Here is an 18,235-nt window from a genome sequence, read left to right as displayed (position 1 = left end):
AAACTAAACATCGGTTTTTATTTTACTGAAAGCTGACAGCTAGAAACTGACCGCTTGTCTTTATCACTTCCCTATCGCTTCTTTGGCGAATAGGTGTTTGATTGGGCCCAAGTTATCAACTAACGAAAGCCCTACCCCACGAATCAGCTTTTTAACTGGGTTTGCGCCTTCAAATAACTCTTTTAGCCCTTGCATCATGGCAATGTGTTTTTGTGCGTCGAGCTTACGGGTGCGCTCGTAATCACGCAGTGTGCGCGTACTTGCAAATTCTTTGGTGTCTTGACTTAGTAGCTCGATTAAATAAGCCGCGTCTTTTAGACCTAGGTTCATACCCAGCCCTGCCAATGGATGAATGGTATGCGCTGCATCGCCCATTAGCACCACGTTGCCATTTACCCATTGCTGGGCATAACGCATTTTAAGTGGGAACGCGACGCGCTTACTTTGCACTTCACATAAACCGCATTGGCCATCTATGGCAGCCATAACTGCTTTATTAAAAGTGGTGTCGTCCATTGCTAACAATTCATCACAATGATTCGGGCTGGTAGACCACACAATTGAATGAGTATGCCCATCGCTCAATGGCAAGAACGCTAGCGGCCCTGTAGGTAAAAACACTTGGCGTGCGGTATTTGCATGTAACTCTTTGGTTTTAACTGTCGCTACTAACGCATGGTGATCGTAATCTTTAAAGCTCAGCGCCATATTAAACTGTTTACGAATCGCTGAATTTGCACCATCAGCTGCCACCAGCAACTTAGCAATAATAGGCTCACCTGTTTTTAAATTAATAAATACATCAGACTCGCTTTGGTGTATTTGCTGATACTCGGTATTAAACATGAGTGTGGCATTACTTTGCTGCTCAAGCTCTTTTATTAGTGCAAAGCGAATAATATCGTTTTCAACAATGTGGCCTAAATGCTCAAGCTCAAGTTGCTCGTTATTAAAAGCTATTTTTCCAAAGCTGTCGGCATCGCGTACATCCATGTGCGTATAAGCACAAGCACGCTCAGCTATTATGTGTGGCCATACATTTAATTGCTCCAGCAAGGTTTGACTGGCAATACTTAGTGCACTAACTCGTAAACCATAATCATCGCTAGGTGGAGATTGAGTTGGCGCAGCATCTAACACAGCCACGCTGATATTCGCTTTAGCAAGCCCGAGCGCCAGCGTTAACCCAACGCAGCCACCACCCACTATACAAACCTGTACTTGTTTCATAAACGTGTACCTTGTTTAACTTGACCCATTAATTGTTTTGCTAATGGGGCTTTTAATGCAGGGAATAAATCCATTGAAAATAGCCCAATACTTCGACCAAGCGCTAACACCCGTGATGAGTTTGAAAAAAGTCGAACCAAGGCATCGGTCAATGTCATCACAGTGTTTATATCATCACTGCGCTTAATTGAATATTGACGAGTAAAAGCATAACTACCTAAATCATGTTCACTGTTTGCCATTAAGTTACTCAGCACTTGTACGTCGCGCAGCCCTAAATTAAAGCCTTGTCCTGCAATAGGATGAATGGCATGTGCCGCGTTGCCTATCACCACTGTGCGGTGCGTCGTTAACGATTCTATTTGCCCATAAACTAGAGGGTAACTAGCGCGCATACCGACTTTTATAAACTGTCCTGCACGATAACCAAAGGCAGTTTGCAGCGCACTTATAAAGTCTGGTTCACTTAGCGACATATACTGCTCAATATGCTCTTGGCGCATACACCATACTAACGAATAGCGGTTATTACTCATGGGTAATAAAGCCATTGGCCCATTTTGGGTAAACCGCTCAAACGCCTGATGATGGTGCCCACCAGCGACTTCTATATTGGCAATAATCGCACCTTGGTCATAAGGCTGGGTATTGAAGCCGAGCCCCAATAAATTACGAGTTGCCGACTGTGCACCGTCGGCAATCACCAACAGCTTGGCACTCAGTTTTTCACCACTTTGTAGTGTAAGTTCATTACTATCGGCGTTTTGTTTTATCGCTGTTACGCTATCTGGGCAAAAAAGCGATATGTTTGATTGCATTAAACGCTGATGCAGCGCTCTGCCAAATGGGTTTACCTCTACCACATAACCTAATGAGGGTTTTGTAAACTCATCACTGTGTATATGGGTTTTACCAAAGTGCCCTTTGTCTGACACACTGACTTTTTTTATGGCCGCAGCATAGGGAGCGTTCATTTCAAATAAATTGAGGCTTTGTAAATACTCTACCGACTGCTGGGCAAGTGCGATACTTCTGTCATCAAAGCTTGGATGATAATCAGTGGTTACTTGATTTGCTTCAATTACAGCAATATTTAAGCTGGGATTTTTTTTACTTATACTTAGAGCACAACTTGCGCCGACTAAACCACCACCAATTACTACAATATCAAACTGCTTAGCCACTTTTATCTCCAAGCTTATGCGTTTTTAGCGCTTTGCATTAACGCTTCTATTTCGCTAATTTTTTTAGGCACGGTAATTGTTAAGTTTTCGTGACCAGACTCAGTTACTAATAAGTTATCTTCAATACGAATACCTATGCCTTGGTATTTTTTGGGTGCGTTTGAATCTTTACTAATATAAAGCCCTGGTTCAATGGTCAGTACCATACCAGGTTCAAAAGCACGATCTTGGTTATTAACCTTGTAATCGCCCACATCGTGAACATCGAGTCCTAACCAATGGCCAAGACCATGCATGTAATATTCTTTACAGGCACCTTGCGCCATTAGCTCATCAAAATCGCCGGTTAAAATACCTAAATCGAGTAACCCTTGGGTTAGCACTTGCATAGCGAGTTTATTAGCCTGCGATAAGTAGCCACCGGGCTTTACTTCGCTAAATGCGACTTCTTGCGCTTTGAGTACAATATTATAAAGCGCAGCTTGCTCGGTGCTAAATTTACCATTAACGGGGAAAGTACGGGTAATGTCGGCTGCGTAACCTTGTAGCTCACAACCTGAATCAATCAGCACTAGGTCGCCATTGTTTAATACATCGCTGTTTTGGGTGTAGTGCAAAATATTAGCGTTATCGCCACTACCGACAATGGTGCCATAAGCTGGATGTGGCGCCCCATTCATCGCATAGTGATGATGAAGTTCTGCTTCTAATTGAAACTCGGTTGCGCCAACGTGGGAAAAGCGCATGGCACGCATGTGTGCTCGGGCACTTATTTCGCAGCCTTCACGCATAATGTTAATTTCGCTTGGCGATTTAAATAAGCGCATTTCATGCAATAAAGGGCGAATATCTTTAATTGTACTCGGTGCTGTATCGCCTTTTTTGGGGGCACTGCGCAAAGTATTGAGCATTGAAAATACTTTGCCGTCAAAGGCAGGATACGTCCCTTGTGCATAAAATAAAATCTGTTGGCCGTTCACCAAATTCAATAATTGTTCGTTTAGTTCACTTAATGCATAAGTTTTGTCGAATAAGTATTCACTTTGCGCTTTTTCAAAACCAATGCGCCTGCCGTGCCATATCTCTGCAAGTTTATCTTTATCTAAACAAAACAATATAGAAGGCGTATCACTGTCTTTGCATAACACCAATACCGCATCGGGTTCGTTAAAACCAGTTAAGTAAAAAAAGTCACTGTCTTGTCTAAACGGATAATGAGTATCTCGGCTACGTGTGAGCTCGGTTGCAGCAGGAATTATCGCAATACTGTTGCTATCCATTGCCGCCAATAAACGTTCGCGGCGCGCTTTAAACTCTGACTTTTGTATTTCAACCATTAATAACTAACCCATTACTTTTGTTGTATTACTAAATTAATGCAGTGTTTTTTTGTTGCTTTGTGGGTTTTGCTCTTTGCCAAGTTCAGCAAAACACAGTAACGCCGATACGCGTACGTACTCAATCACTTCATGCAGTGCTTGGCTATCTTCTTCGGTTTCTTCAAAGGTTGTATCAAGGCGCGTAATTTCGCTAAAGTCGCTAATCACTTCTTTTACATCTGCCGACAGCTTGCCATAGTCTTTTTGCTTTAAGCCAAAGCCCAGCATAAACCCAGCTACCCATGATACGAGCCCATTGGCTTGATCGATGAGTGTTTCGTCATCACTCGGTAAAAACAAATCAAATTGAAACTCTTCATTGTTAAAGCTTTCAACAACTTGTTGATAAACTTTACCAAAAAACTGTTTTAAATCGTTGCTAAACGACTCGCCATCATTAAATACGTCGCTCAGTAAGCCTAAGTATTCTTTATCGTCAATGCTTAGCCCACAAGCAAGTAAGCCGCTAATAACGCCATGCGCTTCAGCAGGTGATACAAATATTTCGTTTTTCTCTAAAAGAAGTTGGGCTTTTTCGTAATCTGGTAAGTTATTCATAATGACGTCTTCGCTTTGCTAATTAAAGCAATGCTACCACTCGATAAAAAGCAACTCCAATGAATTCTATGACTGAGGTCAAAAGCAAGCGATTGAAAAGCTGATTAAGTTCAAAAAGCAATCTTAAAAGTAAATACAAGATTAGGGTCTGTTGACCCTTCAAGGTTAAATTTGCAGCAGTCTGTTTGGTATTTAGGCAAGGCAGAGCCTATGTGGTGTGGTTATTCCCCATAAATAGGCGATAACGTAGCATTAATCCCAAACAGGCGCTGCCCGAAGGGTTCTGCCTAGGGGCGATTAACTCTTTGTTGCTCGGTTTTTACTTAGCCCACTAGGTTACAAACCTCGCGCCGCGATTAAACCGCCCCTAGTTTGAACAAATTTTAATCCGCAAAGGTCAACAGACCCTAAATTTGCAGGAAAACTGAGCGAACAGTTTAATTTTTTACGATTGGGGTTTAAGGATTGGAATATGTCTTATATACTGAATTTGTTCCCTGGGGTGCAGGAGCTTGGTTAAGTCCCTGAGCCGATAAATTTTATACCAGGATTTTTGTTCGTCTACTATTGTGCAAGCTCGGCATGTACCGAGAAGCCTACGGTAAACCGCAGATTTCCGCCCTGAAACCTCAAGGTTTCAGGACTGACACCCGGCACCGCATTCTCGGGGAACACCTCCAATAACTTTAATTCCCCAGCAATTACTTTTATATCCTTATTTTATTAATCACCTAGTTATTATAAAAAACACCGAACTGAATTTTTTACAGTCCGATGCTTTACTTACTAGTACCTGAAACTTAGTGCCTGAAACCTCTACTTATCTATGTAGCCTGCACTTACTTAAACCAGCCTTGAAAGCGCTCCATCAGCATATAGTTAACCGGAACGAGTAATAAGGTTATAAAGGTCGCAAATATAATCCCAAAACCTAGGCTTACTGCCATAGGAATTAAAAACTGCGCCTGAGTCGCCTTTTCAAACAGCAGCGGCATTAAGCCTATAAAGGTGGTTAAACTAGTTAGCATAACCGGGCGAAAACGCGCTACGCCGGCGGTTTTAACAGCTTCCATTAAATCGAGCCCTTCACTGCGCTTTTTATTAATAAAATCAACCAATACTAACGAGTCGTTCACCACGACCCCAATTAACGCGAGCATTCCCAGCAAACTCATAATGGTAAGCTCCATAGCCATGATCCAATGGCCAATTACTGCGCCAATCATGCCAAAAGGAATAATGCTCATCACCACCAGTGGCTGTAAGTACGATTTAAAGGGAATTGCGAGCAACCCATAAATTACAAAAAATACAAATACCATTCCCCACAGTAACGAACCAAACGATTCGCGCTGCTCTTTGGCTTCACCTTCTAATGAATGGCTTACACCTGGGTATTGTTGCACCAGTTCATCTAAGTAGGTTTTTAAATCAGCTTGAAGCACGGTCATATTGGTATCGGTTTTTTCTACATCCGCCGACACATTAAGTGTACGGTAACGATCAATACGGGTAATGGTTGATGGGCTTTGACCAGGTACTAAAGTGGCCACGTGTGACAGCGGCACTCGCCCACCATTAGGCGTTTGTATTAATATATCTTTTAAATCAGCAACTGAGCGCCTTTCATCTATAGGTAAGCGCACCATAACGCGCACATCATCACGCCCGCGTTGAATGCGCTGTACTTGTACACCAAAAAACGAGTTACGCACTTGTCTTGATACATCAACTCTATTTAATCCAAGTGCAAGCCCTTGCTCTGTTAGCTCTATTTGTAGCTCTTCTTTACCATCAGACATGCTATCGGCAATATCAAACACGCTTGGATAAGTGGCCAATCGTTGTTTAATTTGCTCAGCCACTGTTTGCAGTGTGGTTATGGAATTACCCGATAATTGAATATCAATTGGGTTTGAGCTTCTACCTATTTCTGCTCTAAATGTGAGACTTTCAGCCCCTGGGATCACCCCTATTAATTGCCGCCACTCTTTTACCAACTCACGCGAACCAATATCAGACTCTCGTTGTTCTGCTGGGGTGATTTCAAAGCGCACACTACCCGAATTAGCCGCACCGCCTCGCCCGCCAGTGCTGGCTAAAATATTAAGGATAATACTTTGCCCTGTTTCTTCATCTTGATACTTACGCTGAAGCTCTCTGGCTTTATCTGACATATCAATAATGTATTTATTCGTGACTTCAAACGGTGTTCCCGCAGGAAAAGTTAAATTAACCCGAACTGTTTCACTGGGAATACGTGGGAAGAAAATAAACTTAGTCCAACCACTGGTGATCATGGTTAAAATAATTAAAAACACGCCCATAAATAAACTGACTGTGGCCAGTTTGTTGCGTAGCGCTAGCCCTAATACGGGTTGGTAATATTTTAAAATGGCATGCTCAAAACCATCTGCAAAACGTTGTTGGAGTTGCTCTAATTTAGAACCTTTGCCTTTTTGCTGGCGCAGTTTGATATATTTTAAATGCGCTGGCAGCACAAATTTAGATTCAATCAATGAAAACAATAATACCGGAATAACCACCACCGGAATTTGCGCAAAAATAGCGCCTCGCGCGCCTTCTATAAAACCTAAGGGTAAAAAAGCGGCCACGGTGGTTAACACGCCAAATGTAACTGGCGTGGCTACTTCTTGAGTTCCTTTTATAGCAGCCTCTTCGCCCGATTTGGCGGTTTTTAAATGGGTATACACGTTTTCACCGGTAACAATAGCATCGTCCACCACAATCCCTAGCACCAATATAAAACCAAATAAGCTGATCACATTTATGGTCACGCCAAAGGCGGCCATTGCCATAAACGCGCCCATAAATGAAACCGGAATACCAATAAATACCCAAAACGCGATGGCAGGTCTTAAAAATAAAGTCAGTAACCCCAGTACCAAAATACCGCCCTGTAAAGCATTGCTAGTTAGGGTAGCAATACGGCTTTTTACTACCTCAGAGTCATCATCCCAATAGCTTAAATAAAACCCTTGCGGTAAATTAGCTTGCTCACTGGTAATATAGTTTTTAACTGCATCGGCCACTTCTATCGCACTTTGCGGACCAATGCGGTACACATCGATAAATGCGGCTTGTTTGCCATTAAAGCGGGTGCGCACGGGGGTTTCTTCAAAATCATCGTTAATGGTTGCAATATCACTTAAGCGAATAATAGTGCCATCGGCTTGATTTTTTATCACAATGCTTGCAAATTCATCTTTGCGGTAAGCTTGCCCTTTAGAGCGAATAAGTACATCACCGCCCTCTGTTTTAAGGTTTCCCGCTGAAATATCAGAACTTGAATTGGCAATGGCACTGGATATTTGCGCCAAGGTTAAATCGTATTGGCGCAGCGTATCTTGGCTTACTTCGATTGCCAGCTCATAATTACGTACGCCACTAAGTTCAACTTGGGTAATCGCCGGAATACGCAGTAATTCATCACGGACTTGCTCTGCATATTCTAGGGTTTCTTTTTCGTTGTAGTCACTTGAAACAGTGACTGCTATTACTTCACGCTTACGCTGGATTAACCCTATTACTGGTTTTTCTGCATCGGCTGGAAAGGTATTAATGGCATCGACACGGCTCTTTATATCCGCTAACAATTCACGCTCGTCGTAGCCAGTATCAACCTCAACGCTTACTTGTGATGACCCCTCAGAAGAGCGGCTCGATATTTGTTTAATACCTTCGAGATCTTGTAATGCTTCTTCTATTCGTATGGTGACCCCTTTTTCAGCATCTTCTGGGGTTGAACCACGTAAACTCACACTAATATTTATACGATCAGAAACAAACGAGGGAAACACCTCTAACGGTAACTTAGAAGACAGGCTGAATAGGCCGCCCAACACAATACTAATTAGCAATAAGTTGGCAGCCACATGGTTACGAGTAAACCAAGCGATCATGGCTGCTCTCCTGTTTTTTGTGCTTTAGGAGTCGCATCCATTATCTGCACTGGCGTACCTGAACTCACTTGCCCCAGTGGCGTCAGTACTAATTGACTACCCGCTTCAAGACCTTTACTCACAATGCCTTGCAGCGCATTTTGCCACGCTAAAGCAATATTTTTACGCTGTAGTGTGCCATTTTCAACCACATAAACATAACTGCCTTGATATATCGCACTATTGGGAATAACGAGTACCTGAGAGGCGACTTTGCCATTAATTTTAGCTTTAACGTATTGTCCTATTTTTACTGGGTATTGATTATCACTGGTTGATTTATAAGGGTCATTAATTTTAGCCACCACATACAATTGCTGAGCACTTTCATCTATTGCGCCCTCAGTACGAATAAGTTGGCCTTGCCATTGTTGCTCGCCAATTAAATCTGAAGTGAAATTTACCGCTGAGCCACGCTGATTTTTAGCACCATCTCGATATTGCTCAGGTAAATTAATAAAAGGCAGATCTTTATTCTTTATCGGTAAGCGTATTTCAACACTGTCGGTTGCATAAATTGTCGCTAACTGCATATTGTTAGATACCACCTGACCTAAGTCAACGCTGCGGTTTAATACTCGCCCAGCATAAGGGGCTTTAATTTTAGTACGTTCAAGATTTAGTTGCGCTTTTTCCAATTGTGCTTGTGCTGACAAAACCTGTGCTTGCGCTGCAGCTAGCTGTGGCTTTCTAAGTACTAAAATACTCGGTTCAGACTCATTGCCTAAACGTTGCCAATCAGTAAGCGCTTGTCGGCCTCGTGCTTGCTCTTCTAATAAGTTTTGCTCGGCATTGAGCAAATTAGCTTGTGCTGATTTAACTTCCGCTTTTAAATCGCGATCATCTAGCTGAAGTAACACATCGCCTTTTTCAAAAAAGCCGCCTTCGCGGAACTGCTCATTTATATCAATAATCAGCCCAGAAACCTGAGCCACCAACATACTTTGAGTCCGTGGTTTAACCGTACCAAAGCTATCAATTTCAACGGGGTAGTCAATTAACTGCAATGGTTTTACCGCTACATTAATTTTTGCTTTTGGCGGTGCTGAAAAACGTGATGCTTTAGGCGGGTTTCCCTTAATAAACATCACCAAAAAAATGGTCGCTATAATGATAGCAGCGGGAACAATTATTTTTTGTTTGTTTAGTTTCATAGTGCTTGCTCATCCTGTGCGGATCTTGATTTTGCAAAGTCGCCCCCAAGAGCAACATGTAATTTAATGCGATTTGTGAGTAATTGGTTTTTAATTTCAATCAGTGAACTTTGTGCATCAAACGAGCGTGCTTGTGCATCTAATACGGTGGTGTAGCTCACTAAACCACTTTGATATTGTTCAAACGATAATTGCTCTGCTGCTAAGGCATTTTCTTGTGCCTGCAAGGTGCTTTGGTAGCGTGCCTTTAAAGATTGTTGTTGGGTAATAGCATTTTCAACATCACCAAATGCATCATATAAAGATTGCAGATAGGCTTGCTCTTGCTTTTGCGTTTGTAAACTGGCTATTTCCTCGTTCGCAGCGAGTCGCCCAGCGTCAAAAATAGGCGCTGAAATGCTACCAATAAGTGACCACGCAAGACTTGAAGCAGAAAATAAGTCGCTTACCCTGTTAGTGCTATCGCTTAAACCTGCCGCTAAATTTAAACTCGGAAAACGCTGTTTATGCGCATACGCAAGCGAAGCGTCGCTGGCTAATAACTGATACCAACTAGCACGCAACGCAGGTTTGCGAGTAATAAGCTCCGACGGTAAACCAAGAGGAATGTCGTCATTAATTACAGGTAGGTCGTTATTCGCTGCTATCAATCCTTTTGGATACTCCCCCAATAAACGCTCAAGGCTACGTGCAGCTTGAGTCAAATTTGCTTTTTGGGTTGCTATACGGGAGCGTTCATTGTTTAACTCATTGCGAGCTAAATAAACATCTAACGCTTCATTTAAACCTTGGCGATAACCCGACTCAATAATCTCAAGGTTTTGCTGGGCGTTAGCTTCTCTGCGCTTAAACAAATCAAGTAATTGCTCTGCACTGATTAAGTTAAACCAATTTGTTATAACATCTGCAATAAGCTGTTGTTTAGTTTGCTCATAGCGAGCTTGCTGAGCAAGGTAGTTGAGGTTGTCTCTGCGCTTTGCATCAGAGAGTTTACCCCATAAATCAATTTCATAGCCTAACTCTAACGATACAGAGCTTGAGTTATTATAACTAACCGGACGATTATCTTTGCTCCGTCCTACTCGCGTTGAAATATCTAAACTGGGCCATAAAGCGGCACCGGTGACAATTAATTGCTGTTTTTGTATTTCTACATCAAAACGGTTTTGCAATAGTTGCTGATTGTTTTTTAGCGCTTGAGTAACTAGCTGCTTTACTGTTGGTGAAGCAAGTTTATTAAACCATGTGTCGTTGACAGCAACTACTGATTCAACAGCTGTTTGTTGCCACTGTTCTGGAAGTGTATTCGGTGCTTGCTCACGCAGTTGCGGGTTTAAGTTACTCGCACAACCACTTAGCAGCATAATACTTATTGCCAATAAAGATGGCTTATATTGCCACATCATTTTTAAACCTGATTAATGCTATTTATGAATGTTATTCAAGCACTTTAGCAAACGTTGCTCAATTGACTTTACATAACATTACATACTTTGCGATGAAATTATAAGTGCCGTAGATACGCCAAGTATTAACATATTGATCACAAATTAATAAACAACCTAATTTTTAGCCAAAAAAGCTGAATAAAGTTCTCAAAGAGGTACGAAAAGGACAGAGGGACTTACTGTTTATGACGTGCTGGAAAAATAGAGCAGGATAGAAAAAACTTAGAAACAAAAAAGCCCCGCATATGCGAGGCTTTGTATAAATGGTGCCTCGACCCGGAATCGAACCAGGGACACGAGGATTTTCAATCCTCTGCTCTACCAACTGAGCTATCGAGGCACTTAAACAGTGCAAATAGTTAAATTAACTATTTAAATAAATGGTGCCGACTAACCGAGTCGAACGGTTGACCTACTGATTACAAGTCAGTTGCTCTACCAGCTGAGCTAAGTCGGCACACTAAACTGTGTGCTAAGGCACTTTATCAATTTTAAAGATTGATAACTTTTAATAAATGGTGCCTCGACCCGGAATCGAACCAGGGACACGAGGATTTTCAATCCTCTGCTCTACCAACTGAGCTATCGAGGCACTTAAACAGTGCTAGTGAACTGCTTTGAGCAATTTCACTTTTATAAATGGTGCCGACTAACCGAGTCGAACGGTTGACCTACTGATTACAAGTCAGTTGCTCTACCAGCTGAGCTAAGTCGGCACACTAAACTGTGTGCTAAGGCACGTGTAATAACGTTTAATCTTATGATTTGAAACACTATTACTTTAATAATGGTGCCTCGACCCGGAATCGAACCAGGGACACGAGGATTTTCAATCCTCTGCTCTACCAACTGAGCTATCGAGGCACTTAAACAGTGCTAATTAAAAATCTTAACGGATTTTTAATGCAATTCCCAGCTAGCTCTACTGACTGGCTATCTGGGCGTGCGGCGTATTAAACGAGTTTTGCCCCTACAAGTCAACTTTTTTTTTATTCTTTATAATCGTTTGAACGGTTTTCAAACAACTCGAGGCTATTTTCGTTAATACAGTGTATTTATCCAACAAAAGAGTTTAAAAAACGTAGTGAATTATTTTTTTTAGGTGTTACGATTGAATAATAACTTTCGGTACAGGCTTACCGTTTTAATAATAAGACCACAGGAAAACTCATGCAGAGCAAGCCCTCTTCAGCAATAAAAGGCCTACTACCTTTATTCTTAGTTAGTAACCTTATAATAACCGCATTATTTGTAGTCGCCTTTGTGCTTTATTCACAAAGTAATGCTGATAACAATGCATCTGCTCCAACCTCTACTTTATCGTTAACAAAACTTGCTGAGCGTCTTGATCAGCCTTTAGCAGAAGCATTAACAATATACGAGCAAGACAAGGTCACGCAATTACTCGATATGACCACCTTACTCAATGATGATTATAAATATACGCTCCACCGTTTTAATGCCAATAATCAAGCCGAGTTAGTTTATAGCAATAACAGTAAAGCAATTGCGCCTTTAGCTGTTAATAAACATATTAAAGAACAAAATACTCTTCATCATTTAATCTCATCAGAGAGGCAGATAATTGGAGAGCTTATTATTAAGCAAACACAGCCCTCAGTTACACCATCAAATCAACACTCACCACTAAATGCCTATGTTGTAGCCTTTGCTGCACTGGTGGTGCTGTTTGTATTAGCATTCATGTTGAATAAATACATTAACAAGCGATTACATAAAAATACAGATTCACTTACTCAAGAACTAAAAGAAATTACGCAAAATGATAACTATCAAAGCACCCTAAATGAGCAACTAGAGGGTGGTTTAGAAACGGTAGCTCAACAAGTTAATTTATTACTCAAAAAGGTGAGTAAGGTTCAAGCTGACGATCAAGCGGCAAAAAAAGAGTTAAAAAAATTACAAACAAGCCTTGAAACAGAAGTACAAAGCAGAACCTTTGAGTTAGAGAAACAAACGCAAAAAGCGCTAAAAGCCAGTGAAACTAAAACCACCTTTTTAGCCACTATGAGTCATGAAATAAGAACACCAATGAATGGTGTAATCGGTACCATTGATTTACTTCGTCAAACAGAACTTGATGGTGCACAGCAACGTTTAAGTACAATTATTCGTGAATCTGCATTTTCGTTACTCAGTATCTTAGATGATATTTTGGATTTTTCTAAAATTGAAGCAGGAAAGCTCAATATAGACCCGACTCCCTTCTCTGTTGCAGATACGCTAGAAGAAGTCGCAAAGGTGTTATCGTCTGTTGCAAAAAACCGTCACCTAGAACTCGATTTATCAATTGCACCGGATATTCCTAATAACCTTATGGGCGACTCAGTCAGGGTTCGCCAAGTACTTTATAACTTATGTAGCAATGCCATTAAATTTACCAGCACTAACGGCTCTACTCAAGGTAGGGTGAAAATATCGGTTGAAGTTGCACACAACACTGCCGATCATTTTACACTCCGTTTTTGTGTAGTTGATAACGGTAAAGGAATGAGTCAGTCTCAATTAAGGAAAATATTCAGCCCGTTTACTCAAGCTGAAAGCTCAATTACCCGAGAATTTGGCGGTACAGGACTTGGGCTTTCAATTTGTAAAAGCTTAACCGAGCTAATGCTTGGTACTATACATGTTACAAGCCATGAGGGGATTGGTAGTGAGTTTACCGTTGAACTGCCTTTTTCAACGGCAGGTAAAACTGAATTTGCTCATAAAAATACACTCAATAATAAACATGTTGTTGTTGTTAGTGACAATGCTGAACGCGGCAAGGTAATTTATCGTTACTTGTCATTCATGGGTGCCAAAATAACCTATGCCCATGAGCAAAAAGATATAGAAGATCATCAAGACACAAAGGATATTATTTGGGTTGTCGATGGTATTGACGACATGAGCAGTATTAGCACTTTGCTAAGAAGTTTACTTTACTCACTAGAAGATAATAATCAGCAAATGGTGGTATTAAGTAAGCTAGATGAAGCCGTTATTAATCATGAAAATATTTTTTATATTAATGCTTCACCACTGTGTAAATCTAACTTTATGCTTTCAATTTTGGTTGCGGCGGGCTTACATAAACCTAAGCAAATAAAAAAAGCTAAAAGCATGAATCATTACTTAAATTCAGAAGAAGCACTCGCTGCAAATAGGCTTGTTTTACTGGTAGAAGATAACTTATTAAACCAAGAAGTACTTACCGAGCAGTTACACATATTAGGGTATAGTGTGGAAGTAGCGAATAATGGTGAGGAAGGCATAGAGATGTGGCGTAAAAACAGCTATTCGCTCATCCTAACCGATTTACATATGCCGAAAATGTCTGGCTACGATATGGTTGAAAAGATTAGAGAAGAAGCGGCACTGTTAGAAGCAATCGACGCTCAACCTTATATTATTGCTGTAACAGCCAATGCCTTAAAAGGCGAAAGAGAGCGCTGTTTAGCTGTGGGAATTAATGACTTTATAACTAAACCGATTGAGTTAAATGCGCTTGAGGACATATTAAATCAATGGAGCGATATAGATAATAAACAGCCAAAACAAATTAGCTCAGCTGAAAAGCCAGCCATGCCTATTAACATGGAGTCTGCCAACAAATATATAAATGGCGATGATGCTAAAAAAATTCGCTTCTTTAAAATGTATTTAGAGCAAAGCCAAGAACAAATTAAATCAATCAACTTTGCGGTACTACAAAAGAGTCAAAGTGAAATTATAGCTGCCTGCCATCAATTGAAATCTATATCAAAAACAGTGGGGGCTAATATTGTGGCTGATTTAGCGCAGTCATTTGAGGATAAGTGTAAGGCTGATGAAATCAATGCCGATGAGTTAATTGAGATGAGAGATGAGCTCGAAATTGAATATTCAAGAGCAGCACAATTTTTAAAAGAACAAATTAGAAACCACGATCAACAAGATGACTTGATTTAACTAAACTGTTCATAGGTATGCACAACAAAAAAGGGCTTTTATAGCCCTTTTTTAACGATTATTTTTCTACTGGCTTATAGCCTTCAATCTCAACCTCTTTTCCTTCAAATAAAAAGCCAACCATTTGCTCTTCTAAAAAGGTACGATGTTCTGGGTCCATCATATTTAAATGCTTTTCGTTGATCAGCATCGTTTGTTTATGCTGCCACTGTCCCCATGCTTCTTTAGATATATTATTAAAAATCTTTTCGCCAATTTCCCCAGGATAAAGTTGAAATCCAAGGCCTTCAGCTTCTTTTTGTAACTTTTGACAAAATACAGTACGTGCCATGATTTATTCTCTCTAACGCTAAATGCTGCTAGTTTAACCTATTGGGCTCATTTGTTTAACCAACTTTTTAGTCGGTGCAGCTAAACCCACCTCTATTGATTGATCAAGTGGATACCATATTAATTGCTTGTCGTTCACCACATCAGGGATTTGCTGAACATTGAGCACATGTGGGTTTATGGTTAGCTCAAAATGTGAGAACACATGGCTAAAAGGCGCTAATATCTCAAGCTCACTTTTTAGCCCTTGCTGTGCTAAAAAAGTATCGAGCTCACTGTGCTCATTAAATTCAAAAAATCCAAATAATCCCCCCCAAATGCCACTACTTGGGCGTTTTTCCATGAGTACTTTGTCGTTATGTTTAATAATTAACTGATGACAACTTTTTTTAGGCACTGCTTTTTTAGGTTTAGAATGTGGGAACGCTTTAACCTTATCCGCATTAAAAGCACCACATTGTGTTTTTAATGGGCATGCTTCACAGTCAAAACGACTTCGTGAACAAAGGCTTGCCCCTAAATCCATCATAGCTTGATTAAACTCAGTCACATTATTTTTAGGGGTGAGTTGTTCACTTAAATGCCACAGCTGATTTTCTACCTTTTTGACGCCATACCAACCTTCAACCATGAAAAATCGTGCAAGCACCCTTTTTACATTGCCATCAAGAATAGGATGATGCTGCCCCAAAGATAAAGATAAAACAGCACCCGCAGTGGAGCGTCCTATTCCGGGTAAATCCATTACCTCTTCAAGTGTGCTGGGAAACTGGCCTTGATATTTGTCTCGCACTATTTTGGCCGTTTTATGCAAGTTGCGCGCGCGTGCATAGTAACCTAGACCAGTCCAGTGATGCAGAACCTGATCTTCATCAGCATTTGCTAAAGCAATAATATCGGGAAAGCTTTGCATAAACTTTTCGAAATAGGGAATAACAGTCACAACTTGGGTTTGCTGCAACATCACCTCAGACACCCACACTTTATAAGGCGTTTTAGCTAATTGCCATGGCAATGTTTTGCGCCCATGGAGATGATACCAATCAACTACTTGGTTAGAAAACCAATCAGACTGCTGCTTTTTTAAATCCAACATATTTACTTTTTTACTAATGCTTAATGGCGGCTCAGTCTATTGTAGTTGTTGAAAAGATCAAGCTATAACGCCCTAGAGCTTGTCAACCCTGTGCGGGTCAGGGATAATACGCAACCATTTTTAAACACATTGTTTTGTCAGGCCAATAATATGAGTGAATCAAGTAACAACAACCTTGAGCAAGCTAAGCAAGAAGGTAAGTATATCCGCACTATTCGTAGTTTTGTAAAACGCGAAGGCCGATTAACCAAAGGCCAAGCCGCTGCAATCGAAAAATGCTGGCCAACAATGGGCCTTGAGCATAAAAACGGCCTGCTTGATTTAAACGCAGTATTTGGCAATGACAATGATGTAGTGTTAGAAATTGGCTTTGGTATGGGCAAGTCATTGGTTGAAATGGCAAAAAACGCACCACATCTTAACTTTATCGGTATAGAAGTGCATCGCCCAGGCGTTGGCGCGTGTTTAATGGATGCCGACGAAGCAGGCGTTACTAATCTTCGTGTATTTGAACACGACGCCGTTGAAGTCCTTGCAGATTGTATAAGTGATGAAAGCTTATCGACCTTACAATTGTTCTTCCCTGATCCATGGCACAAGAAGCGTCACCATAAGCGCCGTATTGTACAAACTGAGTTTGCAGAAAAACTACGTTCTAAATTAAAAATTGGCGGCGTTTTTCATATGGCAACCGATTGGGAAAACTATGCAGAGCATATGCTTGAAGTAATGCAAGCAGCACCTGGTTACAAAAACCAATCAGAGACTAACGACTATGTACCTCGTCCTGATTTACGTCCGCTGACTAAGTTTGAACAACGTGGCCATCGTTTAGGCCATGGCGTATGGGATTTAATGTTCGAACGTACTAAATAACCGTTAATTAAATAATCAAGTAAGGTAAAGCCATTTATGAGCGTATTAACCAATCCGAGCCTATTATTACTTCGCAACAGCGAGGAGCTAAAAGGTAAATCAATATTGGTGGTCAACTTTGTTCAAGATGGCTTTTTAAATGAGCTAAAAACGCTCAACCCACAAAGTAAAATAACGGCTTTTAGCTATAACCATGCAAATGGTGAATTTGCTAAAAACATATCGGGTATAAATGTCGAAGTTAATCACACGATTAACGCCGGTGAATATGATTTAGTAATTCTTTATTACCCCAAGTCTAAGCCCGAGCTATTAATGGCATTAGACAACATACGCGCAGTGATAAGTAAAGAAGCTGAGCTGCTAGTCGTTGGCGAAAACAAAAGCGGTGTAAAATCAATTGAAAAGCAACTCGCCAATAAAACGGCGTTTAGTAATAAAATTGACTCTGCAAAACACTGCGTTTTATATTCATTTTCAGAAATAACCCTGAATTCAACATTTGATATTAGTACTTACCACAAAGAGTTTGTGGTAAACGTAAGTGATATTGAGTTTACTGCTGTAAGTATTCCTGGCGTGTTTAACCATGGCGGCCTTGATGCAGGCACTAAAATGCTATTAGAAAATGCACCAAATATAAAACATGGTAACGCTCTTGATTTTGGTTGTGGCGCGGGGGTTATTGCTACGTTTTTAGGGCTAAAAAATCCGGCTCTTACATTTACATGTAGTGATGTAAGCGCACTGGCTGCCTATGCAACAACACAAACGCTTAAACTTAATAACGTTAATGGTGAAGCCGTACTGAGCGATGGTTTAAACAGCATTGCAGGTAAGTTTGATTTAATTATTAGTAACCCACCATTTCATACCGGTATTGCGACCGACTACACAGTGGCCGAATCGTTTTTAAATAATGCCAAACAGCACCTAACTAAAACAGGTAAGCTCACTATTGTTGCTAATAGCTTTTTAAAATATCCACCTATTTTAGAAGCCCAATTTGATAGTTATCAAACGGTGTTTAAGAATAATAAGTTTGCTGTATACAGTAGCTAAAA

At 40.7% G+C, this 18,235-nt stretch carries 12 protein-coding genes, 5 tRNA genes and 1 other RNA gene; 4 read left to right on the top strand and 14 right to left on the bottom strand.

What is annotated here, in order from left to right; genetic code table 11:
- Window positions 1–63: 63 nt before the first annotated feature.
- Genes ABZP26_RS03275 through ABZP26_RS03260 form a run of 4 tightly spaced genes read right to left on the bottom strand, consistent with a single transcriptional unit; the run spans window position 64 to window position 4,351 of the window.
- Complete coding sequence (locus tag ABZP26_RS03275) at window positions 64–1,230, bottom strand: FAD-dependent monooxygenase (protein ID WP_368485365.1); 1,167 nt, start codon at window positions 1,228–1,230, stop codon at window positions 64–66.
- Window positions 1,227–2,414, bottom strand: a complete 1,188-nt coding sequence (ubiH, locus tag ABZP26_RS03270; protein ID WP_368485364.1) for a 2-octaprenyl-6-methoxyphenyl hydroxylase — start codon at window positions 2,412–2,414, stop codon at window positions 1,227–1,229. The genes ABZP26_RS03275 and ubiH overlap by 4 nt, the downstream gene beginning before the upstream one ends.
- Window positions 2,415–2,428: 14 nt before the next feature.
- Entirely contained in the window at window positions 2,429–3,751 is a 1,323-nt protein-coding gene (pepP, locus tag ABZP26_RS03265; protein WP_368485363.1) for a Xaa-Pro aminopeptidase, read from the bottom strand.
- A gap of 36 nt (window positions 3,752–3,787) precedes the next feature.
- On the bottom strand, window positions 3,788–4,351 hold the full coding sequence (locus ABZP26_RS03260) for a UPF0149 family protein (RefSeq protein ID WP_024600851.1): 564 nt from the start codon (window positions 4,349–4,351) through the stop codon (window positions 3,788–3,790).
- A 491-nt stretch (window positions 4,352–4,842) separates the two neighbouring features.
- Here ABZP26_RS03260 and ssrS point away from each other — a divergent pair.
- Window positions 4,843–5,026, top strand: a non-coding RNA gene (gene ssrS / locus ABZP26_RS03255) — 6S RNA.
- 164 nt (window positions 5,027–5,190) lie between these two features.
- On the opposite strand, the gene ABZP26_RS03250 is transcribed toward ssrS, so the two are convergent.
- The 8 genes from ABZP26_RS03250 to ABZP26_RS03215 all read right to left on the bottom strand — a co-directional run bounded on the left by ABZP26_RS03250 (window position 5,191) and on the right by ABZP26_RS03215 (window position 11,779).
- The gene (locus tag ABZP26_RS03250) at window positions 5,191–8,274 is read right to left on the bottom strand and encodes an efflux RND transporter permease subunit (RefSeq protein WP_033102606.1); all 3,084 of its coding nucleotides are present in this window, start codon (window positions 8,272–8,274) and stop codon (window positions 5,191–5,193) included.
- The gene (locus tag ABZP26_RS03245; RefSeq protein WP_013464147.1) at window positions 8,271–9,467 is read right to left on the bottom strand and encodes an efflux RND transporter periplasmic adaptor subunit; all 1,197 of its coding nucleotides are present in this window, start codon (window positions 9,465–9,467) and stop codon (window positions 8,271–8,273) included. The genes ABZP26_RS03250 and ABZP26_RS03245 overlap by 4 nt, the downstream gene beginning before the upstream one ends.
- Window positions 9,464–10,873, bottom strand: a complete 1,410-nt coding sequence (locus tag ABZP26_RS03240; RefSeq protein WP_058154219.1) for a TolC family protein — start codon at window positions 10,871–10,873, stop codon at window positions 9,464–9,466. Before ABZP26_RS03240 ends, ABZP26_RS03245 begins: the two co-directional genes overlap by 4 nt.
- Before the next feature lie 306 nt (window positions 10,874–11,179).
- Window positions 11,180–11,255: transfer RNA gene (locus ABZP26_RS03235), tRNA-Phe, on the bottom strand.
- Window positions 11,256–11,296: 41 nt separating this feature from the next.
- Window positions 11,297–11,372, bottom strand: a tRNA-Thr gene (locus tag ABZP26_RS03230).
- A gap of 59 nt (window positions 11,373–11,431) precedes the next feature.
- Window positions 11,432–11,507: transfer RNA gene (locus ABZP26_RS03225), tRNA-Phe, on the bottom strand.
- A 48-nt stretch (window positions 11,508–11,555) separates the two neighbouring features.
- Window positions 11,556–11,631, bottom strand: a tRNA-Thr gene (locus ABZP26_RS03220).
- A gap of 72 nt (window positions 11,632–11,703) precedes the next feature.
- Window positions 11,704–11,779 (bottom strand) — tRNA-Phe (locus ABZP26_RS03215).
- A gap of 306 nt (window positions 11,780–12,085) precedes the next feature.
- On the opposite strand from ABZP26_RS03215, the gene ABZP26_RS03210 reads away from it, so the two are divergent.
- The gene (locus ABZP26_RS03210) at window positions 12,086–14,869 is read left to right on the top strand and encodes an ATP-binding protein (protein WP_368485362.1); all 2,784 of its coding nucleotides are present in this window, start codon (window positions 12,086–12,088) and stop codon (window positions 14,867–14,869) included.
- Between the two features lie 58 nt (window positions 14,870–14,927).
- Here the strand turns inward: ABZP26_RS03210 and ABZP26_RS03205 are convergent, their stop codons facing one another.
- Both ABZP26_RS03205 and mutY read right to left on the bottom strand, forming a co-directional pair.
- Complete coding sequence (locus ABZP26_RS03205; RefSeq protein ID WP_013464143.1) at window positions 14,928–15,200, bottom strand: oxidative damage protection protein; 273 nt, start codon at window positions 15,198–15,200, stop codon at window positions 14,928–14,930.
- Window positions 15,201–15,233: 33 nt separating this feature from the next.
- A complete protein-coding gene (gene mutY / locus ABZP26_RS03200; protein ID WP_028834375.1) occupies window positions 15,234–16,295 on the bottom strand; it encodes an A/G-specific adenine glycosylase in 1,062 nt (353 codons plus the stop codon).
- Between the two features lie 150 nt (window positions 16,296–16,445).
- On the opposite strand from mutY, the gene trmB reads away from it, so the two are divergent.
- Window positions 16,446–17,171: a tRNA (guanosine(46)-N7)-methyltransferase TrmB gene (gene trmB, locus ABZP26_RS03195; RefSeq protein WP_024601262.1), complete on the top strand. Its 726-nt coding sequence runs from the start codon at window positions 16,446–16,448 to the stop codon at window positions 17,169–17,171.
- Window positions 17,172–17,207: 36 nt separating this feature from the next.
- Window positions 17,208–18,233 carry a methyltransferase gene (locus tag ABZP26_RS03190; protein ID WP_368485361.1) on the top strand — a complete coding sequence of 342 codons (1,026 nt, stop codon included), beginning with the start codon at window positions 17,208–17,210 and terminating at the stop codon, window positions 18,231–18,233.
- Window positions 18,234–18,235 lie beyond the last annotated feature (2 nt).

The organism is Pseudoalteromonas sp. SD03 (genome assembly GCF_040937955.1).
In the GTDB taxonomy this organism is placed as follows: domain Bacteria; phylum Pseudomonadota; class Gammaproteobacteria; order Enterobacterales; family Alteromonadaceae; genus Pseudoalteromonas; species Pseudoalteromonas tetraodonis.
The sequence above is the reverse complement of the archived record's forward strand: the minus strand, read 5'-3'. Positions and strand labels throughout refer to the sequence as shown.